Annotated in this window: 17 protein-coding genes; 11 read left to right on the forward strand and 6 right to left on the reverse strand. The window is 61.5% G+C overall.

The genetic code is table 11. The annotated features are described in order from the left end of the window. Positions 1 to 3 precede the first annotated feature (3 nt). The 7 genes from AAC077_RS03655 (at position 4) to phoB (ending at position 7,599) form a co-directional block, all read left to right on the forward strand. The gene (locus AAC077_RS03655; protein WP_339766625.1) at positions 4 to 1,086 is read left to right on the forward strand and encodes an ATP-binding protein; all 1,083 of its coding nucleotides are present in this window, start codon (positions 4 to 6) and stop codon (positions 1,084 to 1,086) included. Positions 1,087 to 1,341: 255 nt separating this feature from the next. Next, positions 1,342 to 2,382 (forward strand): substrate-binding domain-containing protein, encoded by a 1,041-nt coding sequence (locus AAC077_RS03660; protein WP_339766627.1) that lies wholly within the window; start codon positions 1,342 to 1,344, stop codon positions 2,380 to 2,382. A gap of 127 nt (positions 2,383 to 2,509) precedes the next feature. After that, entirely contained in the window at positions 2,510 to 4,021 is a 1,512-nt protein-coding gene (gene pstC, locus AAC077_RS03665) for a phosphate ABC transporter permease subunit PstC (protein ID WP_339766629.1), read from the forward strand. Further along, positions 4,021 to 5,364 (forward strand): phosphate ABC transporter permease PstA, encoded by a 1,344-nt coding sequence (gene pstA / locus AAC077_RS03670; protein ID WP_339766631.1) that lies wholly within the window; start codon positions 4,021 to 4,023, stop codon positions 5,362 to 5,364. The genes pstC and pstA overlap by 1 nt, the downstream gene beginning before the upstream one ends. An 18-nt stretch (positions 5,365 to 5,382) precedes the next feature. Continuing rightward, the gene (gene pstB / locus AAC077_RS03675) at positions 5,383 to 6,177 is read left to right on the forward strand and encodes a phosphate ABC transporter ATP-binding protein PstB (protein WP_339766633.1); all 795 of its coding nucleotides are present in this window, start codon (positions 5,383 to 5,385) and stop codon (positions 6,175 to 6,177) included. 12 nt (positions 6,178 to 6,189) lie between these two features. Continuing rightward, the gene (gene phoU / locus AAC077_RS03680) at positions 6,190 to 6,897 is read left to right on the forward strand and encodes a phosphate signaling complex protein PhoU (RefSeq protein ID WP_339766635.1); all 708 of its coding nucleotides are present in this window, start codon (positions 6,190 to 6,192) and stop codon (positions 6,895 to 6,897) included. Between the two features lie 12 nt (positions 6,898 to 6,909). Continuing rightward, complete coding sequence (gene phoB, locus AAC077_RS03685; protein ID WP_339766637.1) at positions 6,910 to 7,599, forward strand: phosphate regulon transcriptional regulator PhoB; 690 nt, start codon at positions 6,910 to 6,912, stop codon at positions 7,597 to 7,599. Here the strand turns inward: phoB and AAC077_RS03690 are convergent. The 5 genes from AAC077_RS03690 to AAC077_RS03710 all read right to left on the reverse strand — a co-directional run bounded on the left by AAC077_RS03690 (position 7,584) and on the right by AAC077_RS03710 (position 12,323). After that, positions 7,584 to 8,405, reverse strand: coding sequence for an alpha/beta hydrolase (locus AAC077_RS03690; RefSeq protein WP_339766639.1), 822 nt, complete (start codon positions 8,403 to 8,405; stop codon positions 7,584 to 7,586). The genes phoB and AAC077_RS03690 overlap by 16 nt on opposite strands. A 3-nt stretch (positions 8,406 to 8,408) precedes the next feature. Continuing rightward, positions 8,409 to 9,206 carry an ABC transporter permease gene (locus tag AAC077_RS03695; RefSeq protein WP_339766642.1) on the reverse strand — a complete coding sequence of 266 codons (798 nt, stop codon included), beginning with the start codon at positions 9,204 to 9,206 and terminating at the stop codon, positions 8,409 to 8,411. Positions 9,207 to 9,210: 4 nt separating this feature from the next. Further along, positions 9,211 to 10,047 carry an ABC transporter permease gene (locus AAC077_RS03700; protein ID WP_339766644.1) on the reverse strand — a complete coding sequence of 279 codons (837 nt, stop codon included), beginning with the start codon at positions 10,045 to 10,047 and terminating at the stop codon, positions 9,211 to 9,213. Beyond that, positions 10,044 to 11,210, reverse strand: coding sequence for an ABC transporter ATP-binding protein (locus AAC077_RS03705; protein ID WP_339766646.1), 1,167 nt, complete (start codon positions 11,208 to 11,210; stop codon positions 10,044 to 10,046). The genes AAC077_RS03700 and AAC077_RS03705 overlap by 4 nt, the downstream gene beginning before the upstream one ends. 75 nt (positions 11,211 to 11,285) lie before the next feature. Then, the gene (locus tag AAC077_RS03710; protein ID WP_339766648.1) at positions 11,286 to 12,323 is read right to left on the reverse strand and encodes an extracellular solute-binding protein; all 1,038 of its coding nucleotides are present in this window, start codon (positions 12,321 to 12,323) and stop codon (positions 11,286 to 11,288) included. 264 nt (positions 12,324 to 12,587) lie between these two features. Here AAC077_RS03710 and AAC077_RS03715 point away from each other — a divergent pair, with 264 nt between their 5' ends. The 4 genes from AAC077_RS03715 to AAC077_RS03730 all read left to right on the forward strand — a co-directional run bounded on the left by AAC077_RS03715 (position 12,588) and on the right by AAC077_RS03730 (position 18,604). Beyond that, complete coding sequence (locus AAC077_RS03715; RefSeq protein ID WP_339766650.1) at positions 12,588 to 14,132, forward strand: acetolactate synthase large subunit; 1,545 nt, start codon at positions 12,588 to 12,590, stop codon at positions 14,130 to 14,132. After that, entirely contained in the window at positions 14,129 to 15,262 is a 1,134-nt protein-coding gene (locus AAC077_RS03720; RefSeq protein ID WP_339766652.1) for an FAD-dependent oxidoreductase, read from the forward strand. The genes AAC077_RS03715 and AAC077_RS03720 overlap by 4 nt, the downstream gene beginning before the upstream one ends. Continuing rightward, entirely contained in the window at positions 15,259 to 16,725 is a 1,467-nt protein-coding gene (locus AAC077_RS03725) for a M81 family metallopeptidase (RefSeq protein WP_339766654.1), read from the forward strand. The genes AAC077_RS03720 and AAC077_RS03725 overlap by 4 nt, the downstream gene beginning before the upstream one ends. 253 nt (positions 16,726 to 16,978) lie before the next feature. After that, complete coding sequence (locus AAC077_RS03730) at positions 16,979 to 18,604, forward strand: AMP-binding protein (RefSeq protein WP_339766656.1); 1,626 nt, start codon at positions 16,979 to 16,981, stop codon at positions 18,602 to 18,604. Between the two features lie 79 nt (positions 18,605 to 18,683). On the opposite strand, the gene AAC077_RS03735 is transcribed toward AAC077_RS03730, so the two are convergent. Then, a complete protein-coding gene (locus AAC077_RS03735) occupies positions 18,684 to 19,862 on the reverse strand; it encodes a M20 aminoacylase family protein (protein WP_339766657.1) in 1,179 nt (392 codons plus the stop codon). Positions 19,863 to 19,912 lie beyond the last annotated feature (50 nt).

Here is a 19,912-nt window from a genome sequence, read left to right on the forward strand (position 1 = left end):
CAAATGCCCCAGGACCACGCGATCCGCGCCATGCTCGAGGCGCTGCCGATGCCGGGGCTGGTGGTGAACCAGTCAGAGGTCATCGTCGGCGCAAACGCCGCCGCGCGCAATCTGATTGGTCAGCGGATCGAGGGGCGCCCCTATGTCACCATGCTGCGCCAGCCTGCCTTGCTGGACGCGGTCGAGGCGTGCCTGCGCCAGGGCAAGCCCCGCACCGCGCCCTATCTGACCAACGACGGATCGCAGCACAGCACGTTTTCGGTGCACGTGGCACAGGTGGTGGTCGATGACGACGCGCCGATGGTTCTGCTGACCTTCGAGGATGTCACACAGCTTCAGGCGGCAGGCCAGATGCGTCGCGATTTCGTGGCCAACGTCAGCCACGAATTGCGCACACCGCTGACCGCGCTGATGGGGTTTATCGAAACGCTTCGTGGTCCTGCGCGCAACGATCCGGCCGCACAGGCGCGGTTCCTGGGGATCATGCAGGACCAGGCCGAGCGGATGAACCGGCTGGTGGGCGACCTGCTGTCGCTCAGCCGCGTCGAAGGCGACGAACGCGTGCGGCCCACGGCACAGGTGAACCTGCGCGAATGTCTGTCGTCGGTGATGCCGCTGATGGCACCGCTGGCCGGAGAATCAGGCGTGACGCTGACGGCAGAACTGGGCGACGATGCGGTGATGGTTGCTGCCGACCGCGACCAATTGGTGCAGGTGGTCAGCAACCTGATCGAGAACGCGATCAAATATGGTGGCAAGGACGGCAAGGTCACGCTGCGGCTGGTCGTGCACGACTATCTGCGCCCCTTGCGCGGCCCCGGTGCGACGATCGAAGTTGTGGACGATGGGCCCGGCATCGACCCCATTCACCTGCCGCGCCTGACCGAACGGTTCTACCGTGCGGACAATCACCGCAGCCGCGAATTGGGCGGCACCGGCCTGGGGCTGGCCATCGTCAAGCACATCGTCAGCCGCCACAGGGGCCGGTTGCGGATCGACAGCGTGCTGGGGCAGGGGACAACGGTGCAGGTTGCACTGCCATTGCTGTCACCAGAAGACAACGCTGCAAAAGACACCAGCGTCTGACGGCAATCCACGTCTTGCCGCCCGTCATCGCCGCCAAGTGACGCGGTTCGAGGACGGATCGGGGCGTGGCCCTGCAATGTTCCAAACCAAACTCCGTTTCGTTACAAAAAACGCCCCGATTTCCCCCATTCCCGCCGGTTGTCATAAAACTGTTACGCAACTGTCACAAAAGCATAGCGTCCGGGGCTTAGGTCGGCGGCAAGGACGCCAATGGGGGTGCTCCATGACTAAAACTTACGCAAACAGGAGACTGTAATGTCCTTTGTAAAACTCGCAACATCCACTTTCGCCATCGCGGCTGTCGCTGCCGGCGCCGCTGCTGCCCGTGACCAGGTTCAAGTGGCCGGCTCGTCGACCGTTCTGCCCTATGCCTCGATCGTGGCCGAAGCGTTTGGCGAAAACTTTGATTTCCCGACACCCGTTGTTGAATCCGGCGGCTCGTCGGCTGGCCTGAAACGCTTCTGCGAAGGCGTTGGCGAAAACACGATCGACGTTGCAAACGCATCGCGCAAAATCAAGGACAGCGAAGTCGAAGCCTGTGCCGCCAACGGCGTGACCGACATCATCGAAGTTCAAATCGGCTATGATGGCATCGTGTTCGCAAGCGACATCAACGGCAACACATTCGAATTCACACCCACTGACTGGTACAAAGCCCTGTCCGACAAGGTTGTCGTCGACGGTGAAGTTGTCGCCAACCCCTACACCACATGGGACCAGGTGAACCCCGCGTTCCCCGCCCAGCCGATCCAGGCGTTTGTGCCCGGCACCAAGCACGGCACACGTGAAGTGTTCGAAGAAAAAGTGATCCTCGCAGGTTGCGAAGAAACCGGTGACTTCGAAGCGTTCAAAGCGGCCAACGGCGACGACAAGAAAGCGGCTGAAAAAGCCTGTATCGCTCTGCGCACAGACGGCAAGTCGGTCGACATCGACGGCGACTATACCGAAACTCTGGCCCGCATCGAAAGCAACGCGGACGGCATTGGCGTGTTCGGTCTGGCCTTCTACGAAAACAACACCGACAAGCTGCAAGTGGCCACCATGTCGGGTGTGACACCTTCGACCGAAAGCATCTCGACCGGCGAATACCCCGTGTCGCGTCCGCTGTTCTTCTACGTCAAGAAAGCGCACATCGGCGTGATCCCCGGCCTGAAGGAATACGCCGAGTTCTTCGTCGCTGACGAGATCGCAGGCCCCGACGGCCCGCTGGCCGACTACGGTCTGGTGGCTGACCCTGAGCTGGCGAAAACCCAAGCTGTTGTCGCGGACGAAGTCGTCATGGGCGGCGCGTCCTAAGCCACGGGCTGATCGACCCGAAAGGCGGCGCGCGGTTTCAGCGCCGCCTTTCATCACTTCCGTCTTGAGACCCATCAAGGCAAATGACGACTTGGGTGCGCGCAAGCCACCCGCCGGGGGATAAAGAATGTCCGATCTAATCAATGGTCTTTTGGGTGGCAACGCTGCGTTCCTGATGGTCATCGTGGTGCTGGGTCTGGCGGCCCTGGGCTTTTACATGGCCCGCAGCCGCGCGATGGCATCCGGGGGCGGCGACCGCCGCAACCTTCATTCATTGCCAAACTATTACGGCTGGAACGCCGCGATGATGACCGCAGTGCCCGCCCTGGGCGTGCTGGTCATCTGGCTTTTGGCGCAACCGATGATGATCGAAAGCGCCGTCTTCAAAACAATCCCCGAAAGCGCGATCCCCGAAGGATCGTCGCGCGGGCTGGTGATGAGCGATGTGCGCCGTCTGGCCGATGGCCTGGACGTGATCGTGCAACGCGGCGTCATGGACGCCGAGCAAGTCACCACGCTGGACGCTGGAGCCACAGACCTGCGGGCCACTTTGGCCGCCGAAGGTGTGGCGCTGGGATCGGCTGTAGAACAGCCGGTTCTGGACGCCGCCCAGATGTACCGCGCACAGTCGTCCACGGGCCGCTTCTGGATGGTCGCATTGGTGACCGTGATCGCGCTGGCGGGATTTGTGTTTTCGCTGCGGGTGACCAATGCCGATTTCCGCGCCCGCAACGTGGTGGAAAAGGGCATTCTGGCGCTGCTGATCCTGTCGGCCAGCCTGGCGATCCTGACCACCGTCGGCATCGTGTTGTCGATGCTGTTTGAATCGATCAACTTCTTTCGCCTGCATTCCTGGACCGACTTTTTCTTCGGCAGCACCTGGGCCCCGAACTTTCGCGGCGACAGCGACCTGTCGATCCTGCCGCTGCTGTGGGGCACGCTGTATATCTCGATCATCGCCCTTTTGGTGGCGGTGCCCATCGGGTTGTTCTCGGCCATCTACCTTAGCGAATACGCAGGCCCCAAGGTGCGCAGCGCGGCCAAGCCGTTGCTGGAAATCCTCGCCGGCATCCCGACAATCGTCTATGGTCTGTTTGCCCTGCTGACGGTCGGCCCGGCGCTGGTCAACATCTTTGGCCGCGGTGAAGACGGCCTGTTGGGTGTCGAATGGATGAGCGGCGCGACATCCGTGCTGACCGCCGGTCTGGTGATGGGCATCATGCTGATCCCCTTTGTCAGCTCGCTGTCCGACGACATCATCAACGCGGTGCCCCAGTCCATGCGCGACGGCTCGCTGGGCTTGGGGGCCACCCATTCCGAAACCATCCGTCAGGTGGTGATCCCCGCCGCCTTGCCGGGCATCATGGGGGCCATCCTGCTGGCCGCAAGCCGCGCCATTGGCGAGACCATGATCGTGGTGCTGGGGGCAGGGGCCATTGCCAAGATTTCGGGCAACCCGCTTGAGGCGATGACAACCATCACCACCCGTATCGTCAGCCAGTTGACGGGTGACACCAACTTTGCCAGCCCCGAGACGCTGGTGGCCTTTGCCCTGGGTCTGACGCTGTTTGTCCTGACCTTGGGCCTTAATGTGATCGCACTTTATATCGTGCGCAAATACCGCGAGCAGTATGACTGATGACTGACATGACATCCGACACCCCGCACGTTCCAAGCACGCTGTTGCAGCCCGACGCACGCACCCGCAAACGCAACGCCGCCGAGGCCCGGTTCAAGATCTACGGCATCGCGGCGATTGCCGTGGGCCTGCTGATGCTGGCGATCTTGCTGGTCAATATCATCAGTCGCGGCACCGGCGCGTTCACCCAGACCTTTGTCACGCTGGACGTGGCGCTGATCGAGGAAAAGCTGGACAAGAACGGCAACCGCGACATCGAAGAGATGAAAAAGGTTTCGACCTTCGGGTATGCGCCGCTGCTGAAATCGGCGATGGCCGACATGGTCGAAAAGACCGGCATGAACGGGCAAATCTCGGCCGGTGACATGGCCGACATCCTGTCCAAAGGCGCGCCTGCGCAACTGCGCGATTATGTGCTGGCGAACCCCGACAAGGTTGGCCAACAGGTGACGTTCAGCTTCCTCGCCTCGAGCCGTGTTGACGGTTACATGAAGGGGCGTGTCACCCGTGACAGCATCGCCAACGACAAAAGCATCAGCGCCGAACAGCTTGATTTCGTGGACAAACTGATTGCCCAGGGCACGCTGAAGAAAAAGTTCAACCTGTCCTTTATCACCGGTGCCGACGCATCCGACGCACGGCCCGAGGCCGCGGGCATGGGTGTGGCGATGCTGGGGTCGTTTTTCATGATGCTGGTGGTGCTGGCGCTGGCGCTGCCCATCGGGGTCGCGGCCAGTATCTATCTGGAAGAATTCGCGCCCAAGAACTGGATCACCGACATTATCGAGGTCAACATCTCGAACCTGGCCGCGGTGCCGTCGATCGTGTTCGGTATTCTGGGTTTGGCCGTGTTCATCAACTACATGCACCTGCCCACATCGGCCCCGCTGGTCGGTGGTCTGGTGCTGACGCTGATGACGCTGCCCACGATCATCATCTCGACCCGTGCCTCGCTCAAGGCGGTGCCGCCGTCGATCCGTGATGCGGCTTTGGGGGTCGGGGCGTCGAAAATGCAATCGGTGTTCCACCACGTGCTGCCCCTGGCTGCACCCGGTATCCTGACCGGCACGATCATCGGTCTGGCACAGGCGCTGGGGGAAACCGCGCCGCTGCTGCTGATCGGTATGGTGGGCTTTATCGCGTCGAACGCACCGGACGGGATTGCCAGCGGGCTGCTGTCGCCGAACTCGGCCATGCCGGCGCAAATCTATGAATGGGCCAAACGGGCGGACCCGGCGTTTTACGAACGCGCGTGGGGTGGTATCATCATCCTGCTGGTCTTCCTTCTGGCCATGAACACAATCGCGGTCATCCTGCGGCGACGCTTTGAGCGGCGTTGGTAAGAAAGGAAAGTTGGACCAATGAAAGACCTAATGGCGGAGAGAACCGTGGATACCCAGAAACTGAAAATCAGTGCGCGCAACGTGCAGGTCTATTATGGCGACACCCATGCCATCAAGGACGTGAACGTCGACATTGAAGACAAAACCGTCACGGCATTTATCGGGCCATCGGGCTGCGGAAAGTCGACTTTCTTGCGTTGTATCAACCGGATGAACGACACAATTGATGTATGCCGCGTGCAGGGCGACATCATGATCGACGGCGAAGACATCTATGACAGCCGCGTCGATCCGGTGCAGTTGCGCGCCAAGGTGGGCATGGTGTTCCAAAAACCAAACCCGTTCCCCAAGTCGATCTATGACAACGTGGCTTACGGCCCGCGCATTCACGGTCTGGCCAAGAACAAGGCCGATCTGGACGACATCGTCGAACGTGCGCTGCGCCGTGGCGCCATCTGGAACGAGGTCAAGGACCGGCTGGATTCCCCCGGCACCGGCCTGTCGGGCGGCCAGCAACAGCGTCTGTGCATCGCACGCGCCGTGGCGACTGAACCCGAAGTGCTGCTGATGGACGAACCCTGTTCGGCGCTGGACCCGATTGCCACCGCGCAAGTCGAGGAATTGATTGATGAATTGCGCCAGAACTATTCGGTCGTGATCGTCACCCACTCGATGCAGCAGGCCGCGCGCGTCAGCCAGAAAACCGCGTTCTTTCACCTTGGGAACCTTGTCGAATACGGCGAGACGGGCACAATCTTTACCAACCCGACCGACCCGCGCACCGAAAGCTATATCACTGGCCGGATCGGCTAAGGAGCAATAATAATGTCGTCAGATCAACACATTGCATCCGTCTTTGACCGCGACCTGGAAACCATTCAGGCGCAGATCATGAAAATGGGCGGACTGGTAGAAGAAGCAATCCTCGAGGCTGCGATCAGCCTTGAGACCCGCGACGAAGAACGCGCCGAGGCGGTCCGCAAGGCCGACAAGAAAATCGACGCGCTCGAGGAAACCATCAACGAAGAGGCCGCCCGTGTCATCGCATTGCGCGCGCCGATTGCGGTGGACCTGCGTCTGATCCTGAGCGTGATCAAGATCAGCGCCAACCTGGAACGTATTGGCGACTATGCGAAAAACATGGCCAAGCGCACCGGCGTTCTGGCCCAGTTGTCGCCCGTCAGCGACAGCGCCGGTGCGCTGCGCCGCATGGCCCGCGAGGTCGAGCGGATGCTGAAAGACGCGCTGGACGCCTACGTAAACCGCGACGCCGAACTGGCGCAGGACGTGATCGACCGCGATATGGAAGTCGACCAGATGTACAACGCGCTGTTCCGCGAATTCCTGACCTTCATGATGGAAGACCCGCGCAACATCACCGCCTGTATGCACCTGCATTTCATCGCCAAGAACGTCGAACGCATGGGCGATCATGTGACGTCGATTGCCGAACAGACCGTGTATCTGGTCAGCGGCGTACACGCTGATGAAAACCGATCCAAAGCCGACACCACGTCGGTTCAACCGCTGTAAAGGGGCCGGACCATGTCAGCAGATCAACCACGTGTGCTTGTGGTCGAGGACGAACCCGCACAGCGCGAGGTTCTGGTGTACAACCTGTCTGCCGAAGGTTTCGATGTGGTATCGGCGGGCAACGGCGAAGACGCAATGATGATGATCGACGAGGCATCGCCGGACATCATCGTGCTGGACTGGATGATGCCGCACCTCAGCGGGATCGAGGTGTGCCGTCGCTTGAAGATCAAGCCGGAAACCCGTGATATTCCAGTGATAATGCTGTCTGCCCGTTCAGAAGAGGTGGACAAGGTGCGCGGGTTGGAGACGGGGGCCGACGACTATGTGGTCAAACCCTATTCGATGATCGAACTGATGGCCCGCGTCCGCAGCCAGTTGCGCCGGGTGCGCCCTGCAACCGTGGGCGTGCAATTGCATTACGAAGACATCATCCTGGACGCAGAACGCCACCGCGTCACCCGTGGCACATCCGAGGTCAAGCTGGGCCCGACCGAGTTTCGCCTGCTCAGCACCTTCATGGAAAAACCCGGCCGTGTCTGGAGCCGTGAAAGCCTGCTGGACCGGGTCTGGGGGCGCGACATCTATGTCGACACCCGCACCGTTGACGTGCACATCGGGCGTCTGCGCAAGGCGTTGACGCTGACCGGCGGAACCGATCCGGTGCGCACCGTGCGCGGTGCCGGCTATGCGTTGGGCTGAAGCACTTTTTTAAGGAAATCCGCGATCAGGGTCTGAACCGGCGGGGCGTGCATGTCAGGTGTGGCATGTCCGCCGCCGGGGATCACCTTAAGCTGGCTTTCGGTGCCATTGGCGGTCAGTTGCGCGTGCAGCACCAGGCTGTGCGACAGCGGCACAACCGCGTCCTCGTCTCCGTGCACAAACAGGAACGGCATCACCGGCCTGTCGGTCACATGGGCCACGGGGCTGGCCCGATAGGCGTGGTGCGGATCAGCCGTGACCGACGCGCCCAGCAGCTTGGTCACAGCCGACGGCGGTCGTGTCGGGTCGCGTTGCCATTGCCAGTCCAGCGAAATCAGGTCGGACGGGCCATAGATATCGATCACGCCCTTGATGTCGATCCCATGCGACGGCCCGAACCCCGGCTGGTCCCGTGCCAGCCCGGCCAGCGCCGCCAGATGCCCGCCTGCGGACAACCCCATGATGGCCACGCGGTCCATCGGCAGCCCATAGTCCGGTGCGATCTGGGCCAGTTTCGCCAACCCCGCATTGATGTCGCAAATCTGCGCCGGAAAGGGCGCGTGGTCTGACATGCGGTAGCCCATGCCAACCACCGCCCAACCGTGGTCCAGCACATTCCAGAACGCCATCACCTTGCGATCCAGCCACTGCCAGCTTCCGCCGTGAATGTTGGCCACCACGCCCTTGATCTCGCCCGAGGCGGGCAGATGCAGGTCGATGGCCTGCCGCGCGTGCGGGCCAAAGGCGATGTCCTCAACCGACCGGGTTCCGGGCGGGGGCGGCAGGGTTCTGCGTTCGGGTGGCAAGGGTCAGCTCCCCGAACGCTGGACAAAGAAGGTCAATCCCGCAACCCGCTCCAGCAGCAGAATGGCAAGGAAGGTGATGATCACCGATATGGTCGAGATCGCGGCCAGCACCGGCGATGCGTCGTCCTGGATAAAGGTAAAGATCTGCACCGGCAGCGTCGTGATCTGTGGTCCGATCAGGAACATGGTCACCGTCACCTCGTCGAAAGAGATAATGCCGGTGAACAGCAACGACGTCAGGATGCCCGACCGGCAAATCGGCAGGATAATGTCCTTGAGCGCGCGCAGCTCGGATGCGCCCATGACTTCGGCGGCGCGGATCAGGTCGGGGTCCACAGACCGCAATGCCACATGCACAGGCCGATAGGAAAACGGCACCGTGACGATCACGTGCGCCAGGATGATCGCACCGGGCGTGCCGACGATCCCCAGCTTGGCCATCAGCGCCACCGCCGCCACGCCCATACAGGCGTGCGGGAAAAACAGCGGCGAGAAAATCGCCAGTTCCAGCATCGTGTTGATCCTGGGCGCATAGCGCAGGGTGAAATAGGCGGCCAGAAAGCTGATGGTTGTCACCACCACCGATGTCACGGCCGCGATCCACAGCGATGTGCCCACCGCCCGCGCCCAGCGTGGATCGGTGAACGCTTCGATGTACCAGCGGAACGAATAGGTTTCCGGCGGAAACTGGATATAGGCCGTTCCGTTGAACGAAGCGCCAAAGACGATAAAGATCGGCGCGGGCAGGGCCAGCAGGAACAAAATGCCAAGTGTGCGGCTTAGGGGGCTCATGTTTCGCATCGGGTTACTCCTGTCCGCGCAGGGCGCGGCGTTCGATCATCTTGATGATGACAAGGGACACAAAAGACAGCGACAACAGGCAGATCGACCAGGCGGCGGCCTTGCTCATGTTATAGGTCGCCATGACCTCTTGATAAATCTGCGTGCCTACGAATTTCTCGGTGATCCCGCCCAGAAGCAGCGGCGTCACGATGGCACCGACCGACGCCAGATACAAAACCATCAACGCTGTAAACACGCCCGGCAGCGACAGCGGCAAGACGATGTTGCGAAAGGTCTGAAACCCTGACGCACCCAGCACGCGCGAGGCTTCTTCCAGGTTTTCCTCGATCGACAGCAGCGACGACAGGATCGAAATCACCGCAAAGGGCACCAGAACATGGGTCAGCCCGATGATGATACCGGTATCGTTGAACATCAGCTTGACCGGCTCGTCGACGACGCCCAGCCAGCCCAGAAAGGCGTTGATGAACCCCTTTGGTCCCAGCAGGATAATCCAGCCATAGGTGCGCACCACAAGGCTGACCAGCCACGGCACCAGCACCACGATCAGCAAAAGGTTGCGCCATTTGTTCGCCCGCCACAGCAGCAGGGCAATGGGATAGGAAAACAGCACCGCCAGGATGGCCACGGTGATCGACGACAGCACCGTGCGGTAGAACACCACGTGATAATCGGGCCGGTCGATGATTTGTTGGAAATACTTCAGCGAAAACCCGCCCCGGTCGACAAAGGCGCTGCTGAACAGGGTAAAGACCGAGATAAAGAACATCGCCAGGATGATCAGCATCGGCAACAGCATCAGGGATTTGGTGAAAGTCAGGCGCTCTCCGCTGTTCATGCGTGTTCTCCAAAGGCCGAGGCCAGATCATCGGACAGCGGCGCAAAGACCCGCGCGTGATCGGGGTTGAAGGTCACGGCGCAGGCGCTGCCGGTTGTCAGTTTCGACGCGTCCCCGTCGGTCATTGCGACGGCCACCAGGTCGGCATCCCCAACACGCAGGCTGATGCGCGTCAGCGGGCCGATGACCAGACGGTCGGTCACGGTGGCGTCCAACGCGGTCTGACCTGCACCGGTGGCACTGGCGGGCAGCACCTTGATCTGTTCGGGACGCAGGCAAATAACGGCGGCGTCGCCGTCCTTGGGGGCAAATCCGCGTGCGGCGCTGGCGGGCAGGGTGAACTGCCCTGCGGCGGTCTGAACCGTCATCTGCGCACCGGATTTGGTCACACGGGCAGGGATCTCGTTCAACTCGCCGATGAATTTCGACACGAACAGGGTTTCGGGGCTGGCGTAAATGTCCTGAGGCGCGCCGACCTGCTGGACGTGGCCGTTGCTCATCACCACCACGGTGTCCGAGATCATCGTCGCCTCTTCCTGGTCGTGGGTCACAAAAACAAATGTGGTTTGCAGCTTGCGCTGGATTTCCTTCAACGCGATCTGAAGCTGTTTGCGCAACTGCATGTCCAGCGCCGATAGCGGTTCGTCCAGCAACAGGATCGACGGTTCCAACACCAACGACCGGGCCAGCGCCACACGCTGTTTCTGACCGCCCGACAGTTGCGCGATGCGCCGATCACCCATGCCGTTCAGGCCCACCAGATCAATAAAGCGGTCGACGCGCTTCTGCATCTCTGCCGCCGGCGTCTTGCGCAGCTTCAGCCCGTAGGCCACGTTTTCCGCCACGCTAAAGTGGGGGAACAGTGCAAGGTTCTGAAACACCATACCGATGGGGCGCTTTTGCGTGGGCACGCCGTTCATGTCGCGCCCGTCGATGGCGATCTTGCCCTTGGACGGCTCGATAAAACCGGCGATCAACCGCAAAAGCGTGGTCTTGCCGCATCCCGATGGCCCCAGCAGCGTCAGGAAATTGCCCGCAGGAATGCTCAGGTTCACATTCGACAGCACTTCGGTATCGCCGTAAGATTTCGAGACGGATGCAATGTCGATGCTGCCAGTGACATTTTGAACGTCGCGAACAGACTGTTTAAGTGTCGTCGTCATGGAATACTCCGAAAAAAGGGGCACCCGACCCAAGAGGGGTCAAGGCCGGGTGCAGGGAGACGCTTGAAGGGCCGCTTAGTTGCCTGAGTTGGCCATGATCTGTTCGACCATGTTCACACGCTCTTCGTGGTCCTGAACGATGATCTTCCAGTCGGGTTTGTACATTTTCGAAAGCAGCTCGTCGAAGGGCAGGCCAAGCGATTCAATGTAATCTGCGGGCAGCTCTGCCTTGGTGTTGGTGGGGATCGACCCGGTGGCGGTGGCCGAGCGCACCTGGGTTTCAGGCTTGATCATATATTGCAGGTATTTCAACACTTCTTCGCGGTTGTCCGACCCTTTGGGCACGACCGAAGCATAGGCCAGCATCAGCCCGCCTTCTTTCGGGATCGTGATGTTCAGATTGGTCTGACCCTGTTTGCGCAACTGCCAGATGCGTGTGGAATACATCGGCACAGCGACAACTTCGCCGGTGCCCATCAGCGTGTTGATATGGGCCAGCGACGTGTAGGTCGTCAGCGCGTTTTTCACCAGACCGGACAGGATTTCGACACCCGGTTCGATGTTTTCTGCGTCACCGCCGTTGGCGTGGGCGAACATGGTCAGGTCATAGGACGCCGCATAGGTGGGGCGTGTGACGGACAGCTTGCCCTTCCATTTCGGGTCGGTCAGATCCTTCCAGGACGAAAAGTCCTCGGCGCTGGCCAGATCCGAATTGTAGCCGATGCCATAGTAGCTGAACGACGACGGGATGCCGACAATCAGGCCCTCTTCGTTGCGAATGATGATTTCGGGCGGCAGGTCTTCGATGCCGGGCAGTTCCTCGTCCTTGAACCCTTCCAGCAGGTCCAGATCGGCCATGGCCACGCCTTCGAAGAAGGTGACGGTCACCACATTGTACTGCGAGGCCGTGGGCGAACGCACAGCGCCGGCTGTGTTGGGCACTTCGGCGACGGTGGCGACGATACCGGATTCTTCGGTGAATGGGGTTTGTACGTTGTCCTTCAGCGCGATGGCCCCGCCGCCGCCCCAAGTGGCATGGACAACGTCGGCTGTGGCTGTGCTGGCCATGGCGGCGCAGACACTGGTTGCGACAATACTTAGAAAGGTCTTCATCTGGTGATCTCCCTGGGTTTAGCAGCGGCAATAGCGGCGCTGTCTTTTGTCCCTCTACTGTCGGAGCAGTCGGGGTGATCTGTAAAATTCAAACCGGCTCTCTAAACATAACCAATATTTATATTCTTTTGAGCGGCGGCGGGCTGAGCGCCTCTTACAGGTGTGCTGACAGTCATAAGTTAAGAGAATGTTAACAGAGCGAGATACTATTTTCCGTGCGCCCGTCGCTGACCTATCGTCAGCCGAACGCAGAGGAGAACAGGTATGAACGGCGCAGAAGTAACAGTCAGAACCTTGCAGGATCAGGGGATTGATCTGTGTCTGGCCAACCCCGGCACGTCCGAGATGCATTTTCTGGGCGCGCTGGACGCGCATCCCGGTCTGCGCCCTGTTCTGGTGCTGCAAGAAAACGTGGCGACCGGTGCCGCAGACGGATTTGCGCGGATTGCGGGGCGTCCTGCGGCGACGCTGCTGCATCTGGGGCCGGGGCTGGCCAACGGTCTGTCGAACCTGCACAACGCCGCGCGCGCGCTTAGCCCGATTGTGAACATCGTGGGCGATCACGCCACCGCGCACCGGCGTCTGGACGCGCCGCTGACCTCGGACATCGAAGCGCTGTCTCGCACGGTCAGCGTGTCGACCCGCACCATTCTGCCCGGACGCGGGGCGGCGGCCGAAACCGCCGCGGCTGTGGCCGACAGCATCGGTGCGAAACCCGGGATTGCCACGGTGTTGCTGCCTGCTGATGCCGCCTGGTCGGATGCGGACCTGCCGGACACCCCGCTGCCCCTGGCCGAACGCCCCAAGGTCCAGATCGACACCAGCGTAATCAGTGCCGCGCTGACCGCACTGAAAACCCCCGGTGCCATTCTGTTTCTGGGCCACCGCGGACTGCGCGGCACAGCCTTACAGGATGCCGCACGGATCGCGGCGCAGACCGGGGCCGCGTTGATGGCGCAAACCGCCAACCCCGTGACCGACCGCGGGGCAGGGCGCACGCCCGTCGAACGGCTGCCCTTTGCCCGTCTGGTCGCCCGGGAACGGCTGAAGGACGTGCCGGTTCTGGTGCTGGCCGGTGCCGCGGCCCCCGTGGCATTCTTTGGCTACCCCGAAGAGCGTGGCCAGATCTATGCGCCCCATACCCACATTGTCGAACTGTCCCGCCCCGAGGATGACACGGGCGCGTGGCTGGCGGCGCTGGCCAAAGCCTGCGACGCCCCGGCCTATGTCGCACCGGATGCGCCTGCCTGTCCCGATATTCCCGAGGGTCCGCTGGATGCGGCCGCCATCGGTGCCGTGCTGGCGCATGACATGCCCGAGGGGACGATTCTGGTCGATGAATGCGTGACCAATGGCGTGCCGATCTTCAACGCAACAGCCTCGGCGGCACCGCACCAATGGTTGCAGAACATGGGCGGCTCCATCGGTTACGGCGCGCCCGTTTCGGTGGGCGCTGCGCTGGCGGCCCCTGATGCACCGGTGCTGGCGATCATCGGCGACGGCTCGGCGATGTATTCGCTGCAAGCCTTGTGGACGCAGGCGCGTGAAAACCTGAACGTGACGACGCTGATCCTGGCCAACCGGTCCTACCGCATCCTGCAAGGCGAGGTCGGCAACCTGACCCCGCGCAATCGCGGTGCGACCATGCAGGATATGCTGGAAATCGACCGACCCACGCTGGACTTCGTCAAGATGGCCGAAGGCATGGGCGTGCCGGGCCGCCGTGTGGCCGACACCGCATCCCTGCGCGCGGCACTGTCCGAGGCGTTCGGCACCCCCGGCCCGATGCTGATCGAGCTGACGTTGTGAGCCATCCCGACGTTATCATCATCGGCGCAGGCATCGCCGGTGCGTCGCTGGCGTGGCAACTTGCCGGGTCGTGCAATGTGCTGATGCTGGAGCAAGAGGACAGCCCTTCGCGTCACAGCACCGGACGGTCTGCGGCCATCATGACGCCCTATGCCGGTGCGGATCTGATACAGGCGGCCAGTCTGGCCAGCCGTGCGTTTCTGGCGGCACCCCCCGATGGGTTCAGCGATGCACCGTTGCTGTCCAAACGCGGTGTCTTGCGGCTGACCGATGACGCAGGCGCCGGTGCCTTGGCACGCACGCATCGCACCGGGCTGGGACAAAAGCGCCCTTTGCGCCTGCTGGACCGCGGGCAGTTGATCGCACAGGACGTGCCCCTGACATCCAAGGCGGTGATGGGCCTGTGGGATGACGAACCCTGCGACATAGACGTGGACGCCCTGCATCAGGGGTTTCTGCGGGGCGCAGGGCGGCAGGGTGCGCGGTTGCTGACCAAACATCCCGTCACCGCAATGACCCGCCGCAGCGGGGTCTGGCATGTTGAAACACCTGCGGGCACGTTCCAGGCACCCATCGTGGTCAACGCCGCCGGCGCCTTTGCCAGCCAAATTGCGGCACTTGCAGGTGCGGTGCCGCTGACCATCCACCCCAAACGCCGCACCATCGCGGTGGTGCCGGTGCCTGCGGGCCGTGACATGGCGCATTGGCCCCTGATCACGGATGCGGACGCAAGCTTTTACATCAAGCCCGAAGGCAAGACGCTGATGGTGTGCCCCTCGGACGAGACACCCGCCGAAGCGGGCGAGGTTTTTCCCGAGGAACTGGACATCGCCATCGCCATCGACCGAATGCAGCAATGGCTGGATATTCCTGTGCAGCGGGTCCAACACAGTTGGGCCGGTTTGCGCAGTTTCTTTGACGACAAGGACCCCGTGGCCGGTTTCGATCCGCAGGCCGAGGGATTGTTTTGGTATGCGGGACAGGGGGGCTTTGGTGTGCAATCGTCTCCGGCCTTGTCACGTGCCGCTGCCGCCATCCTGCTGGGACATACCGTCCCGCAGACACTTGGGGACGCGGGCCTGACCAAGGCGCGCCTGTCACCGCAAAGACTGGAGCCTTTATTCGTATGACCCGCGTTTTCATCGGTGGCATCGCCACAGAAAGCAACACATTCGCCACCGTTCCCACCACGATGGCGGATTATGAATCCCTTGGCCTGTTTCACGGCGACGCCACGGCCCGTAATCCTGAACATTTCACGGCACCCTTGCACGTCTGGCGCAAGAACGCCGAAGCCGCAGGGTTCGAGGTGGTCGAGGGGCTGATGGCCGCGGCGCAACCGGGCGGCGTAACCTTGGCCAAGGTCTGGAAGGCGCTGCGCGACGAACTGCTTGTCGATGTGGCCAAGGCCGGACCGATCGACATTGTCGCGCTGAACCTGCACGGCGCGATGATCGCCGACGGCGAGGACGATTGCGAAGGGGTGATCCTGGAAGAGATCCGCAAGCTGCTGCCCGATGCCATCATCGGCTGCGAGTTGGACCTGCACTGCCATCTGACCGACAGGATGATTGACGCGGCAGATGTGATCGTAAGCTACAAGGAATACCCGCACACCGACACGTCGGAGCGCGCCGAAGACCTGTGGGACTTGCTGGTGCGCACCCATCGCGGCGAGATCAAGCCCGTCGCCGCCCGCGCCGAGATGCGGATGTTGTCGGTCTGGCACACCACGACCCCGCCGATGACGGATTTCGTTCAATCTATGTTCGACGCCGAGGGACACGACGGCATCCTGTCGATCAGCTTCTGCCACGGCTTTGCTTACGGCGACATTCCGGCGATGGGATCGAACATGCTGGTCTATGCCGATGACAATGCCGACAAGGCCAAGCAGACGGCGCAAGAGTTCAAAAAACGCGTCTGGGACCTGCGCCACCAGACACGGCCCGCCGCCCTGACACCGGACGAAGGCATTGCCAAGGCATTGGCCACGGGCAAACCTTGCGTGGTTCTGGCCGACACTGCAGACAACGCGGGTGTGGGGGCCGGCACCGACAGCACCTATATGGTCACGGCCCTGCAAAAGGCAGGGGTGAAGGGCGCCATTGTCGGCATGATGTTCGATCCTGTCGTGGTCGGCATTGTGCGCGGCGCGGGCGTGGGGGCGACACTCACCCTGCGCATTGGTGGCAAATTCTCGCCCCGCTCGGGTCCGCCTTTGGACCTTGAGGTGCGGGTACATGCCATTCAGGACGACCACCGGCAAACCACGGTGGCAGGACAGCGGATGCGCTGCGGCAACTGCGTGGTTCTGGAAACCCAAGAAGGCGTATTTCTGGTGCTGAACGACGTGCGCACGCAGACATTCAATCCTGACGCTTTTACCGGTCTGGGGCTGGACCCGGCGCAAGCCCCTATCGTCGTCGTCAAATCGACGCAGCATTTCTATGCAGGCTTCGCCCCCATCGCAAGCGCGACGTTCTACGTCAAAACCGACGCTGCAATCCGTTTCGAAGGGCCGGTATCGCCCTACAAGCGCCGCAACAGCAATTACTGGCCCATGGTCGACGATCCTTTCGCCGTGGCATAATGGCCTCTCTCTCGCCCGGCACTGGCCCCTGGGGCTATTGCCGGGCGACCTCATTCCTCTGGCGCATGTTTTTCTGCGGCAAGACACGTGCCGCTGCCCGATGCGCCGACTTGCCAACCTGCGTGCCGTTTTCAGAACATGCAGTTTCGTTATGAATTTGCGAATATTCGCTATTTGCGGGATGCATCTGCCGGTCGGTAAACAGAAACAAAGACCTTAACCGGTCTGACTTCTGCACAAGGATCACCCCGCCATGCCGACGCCGGTTCCGCTGACCCTGCCCAGCCAGACGCCAATGGAACGCCGCCAGGTGATCGAAGCCGCCGCAATGCCCGCATCCATTGGTGATCTTCTGGATCAGGCCACGGCAGACAGCGCTGGGCAAACCTTGTGGCACTTTTTTGACGAAGGCACGTCGCTGACCTATGCGCAGGTCCGCACCCAGTCGTTACAGGTGGGTGCTGCGCTGGCCAAGTGGGGCGTGGGGCAGGGCGATCTGGTGGCGGTGATGCTGCCCAACGTGCCGCAGATGCCACTGGCGTGGCTGGGGCTGGCGCGGATCGGTGCGGTCATGGTGCCGGTAAACACCCGTTACAGCCCGCGCGAGCTGCGCTATGCGATCGAAAACGCGGGCGCCACTCGTTTGATCATCCACACAGATCTGACCGATGCGCTGATGGGCGAGATGTCGGGCGTGCTGCCCGATGACGCCATCGCCCTCGTCGGGTCCAAGGCGGCCAACAGTTGGGACGCAAAGGTTACCGCGGCTGACCCGGAGAATTGCCCCCGTCCGCACATCGACCGTGATGATTTGATGAACATCCAGTACACTTCGGGCACCACGGGGCTGCCCAAGGGCTGTATGCTGTCGCACCGCTATTGGCTGACGACGGGCATGAACAACGCATGGCGCGACGGTCAACGGTTCGGGCGCATCCTGGCGGTGACCCCGTTCAGCTACATGGACCCTCAGTGGCTGCTTTTGATGACGCTGTACCAGCGCGGCACGCTGATGGTGGGCCGCAAACAAAGCGCCAGCCGCTTTTCGGGCTGGCTGGCACAGCATCAGATCAACTTTTGCCTCTTTCCCGAAGCCGCGACCAAACAGCCACCCGCCGCGCATGATGCCGACAATCCAATCGTGCGCGCCAATATCTACGGCGTGCGCGCATCGGCGCATGCCGCACTTGAGCAACGCTATGGGCTGGTCGCCCGCGAGGCCTTTGGCATGACCGAGATCGGGTCTGGTCTGTATATGCCGATGGAGGCCACAGATATGGTCGGTTCGGGCAGTTGCGGCATCGCCACGCCGTTTCGCACCACCAGGATCGTCGATGACCAGGGCAATACCGTCGCAACAGGCGAGATCGGCGAGCTGCTGATCAAAGGTCCGGGCATGTTCCAGGGCTATCTGGGCCGCCCCGAAGCCACAGCCGAAGCTTTGCAAGACGGCTGGTTTCACACCGGCGACCTGTTCCGCGTCGATGCGCGGGGCTATCACTACATCGTGGGCCGCAAAAAGGATATGATCCGCCGCTCGGGCGAAAACATCGCCTGCCGCGAGGTCGAAGGCGTGTTGCGCGATTTTGACGGCATCGAGGAAGTGGCCCTGATCGCGGTGCCGGACGACCTGCGTGGCGAAGAGGTAAAGGCCTATGTCATGCTGCAAGACGCGCAAAACCCTGACGCCGACCTGGTGGCGCGGATCATTGCATATGCATCTCAAAGGTTGGCGTCGTTCAAGCTGCCCCGCTACTTTGAATTCATCGCCGACATGCCGCGCACCACGTCCTTCAAAGTCGCAAAAAGCGATCTGCAAAAGGCGCGCACAGATCACCGCATGGGATCGTTCGACCGCGTCGATCAGATCTGGCGTTAAGCCGGTGCATCAATTTCTACCGTTCACATGAACATGCCGCCCGACAGGGGCGGCATGTCGTGGTTGTCTACAGAGACGGCTAATCGGGCTGCTGCGGTTTCAGCTGATCTTCGACCAATGCCGCGAAATAGGATGCACCGGTGGGCAGGATCGCGTCGTTAAAGTCGTATTCGGGATGGTGCAGCAGCGGATCGTTGTCGGTCTTGCCGCCGCCGATAAAGATATAGCAGCCCGGCCGCGCTTCCAGCATTCCGGCGAAATCCTCTCCGCCCATGGTCGGGGGGAATTCGGTGATGACATTCTCGTCGCCCAGAACCTGCCCGATCACCCGCTGAGCCGACAGGGATTCGTCGACGCTGTTGATCGTGGGCGAACAGCCCCAGCGATAGTTCAGGTCAATCTGGACGTTATAGACCGCTTCCATGCCTTTGCAGATCTCGGCGACGCGGCGTTTGATCGTCTCGCGGGCCTCCATGTCAAAGGTGCGGATGGTGGCGTGCAATTCGGCCTGTGCAGGCACCACGTTGGTCGCTGTGCCAGAGTTGAAGCGGGTGACGTTGACCACATTCGGCATGATCGGGTTGATGTTTTTCGTCGACAGATGTTGCAGCGCAGTGTGCAGCATCACGCCCACGGAAATCGGATCATTGCCGTTGTGCGGCTGCGCGCCGTGGCTGCCCTTGCCCTTGATGGTGATCGACATGCCGTCAACGGCGGCCATGACCGCACCGGAGCGGGCAATGGCCGTACCTGTGGGCAATTGCGGCACATTGTGCAGCGCCCAGACCGTGTCGCAGGGGAATTTGTCGAACAACCCTTCGGCGACCATGCGTTTGGCGCCGGCACCGGCCTCTTCTGCGGGCTGGAAGATAAAGTTCACGGTGCCCGAAAAATTGCGTGTCTCGGCCAGATATTTGGCGGCCCCCAGCAGAATCGTGGTGTGACCGTCGTGACCGCAGGCGTGCATCTTGCCCGGCGTGGTCGACGCATGTTCAAAGCTGTTTTGCTCTTGCATCGGCAGCGCGTCCATCTCGGCCCGCAATCCGATACAGCGCGGATCGTTGCCCTGCCGCAGCACGCCGATCACGCCCGTGCCCGCCATGCCGCGATGCACCTCGATGCCCCAGCTTTCCAGCCGTTCCGCCACGATGTCCGACGTGCGCTGTTCTTCATACCCAAGCTCTGGGTGCGCGTGAAAATCACGCCGCCATGCGGTCATCTCGTCGTGGAATTTCGAAATATCTGGATTGATGGTCATGTAAGGAACTCCCTGAGTTTATGACGCACAGTCTAGCGGTGCCGTCGGCG

This window comes from uncultured Pseudosulfitobacter sp. (genome assembly GCF_963976325.1).
Classification (GTDB): domain Bacteria; phylum Pseudomonadota; class Alphaproteobacteria; order Rhodobacterales; family Rhodobacteraceae; genus Pseudosulfitobacter.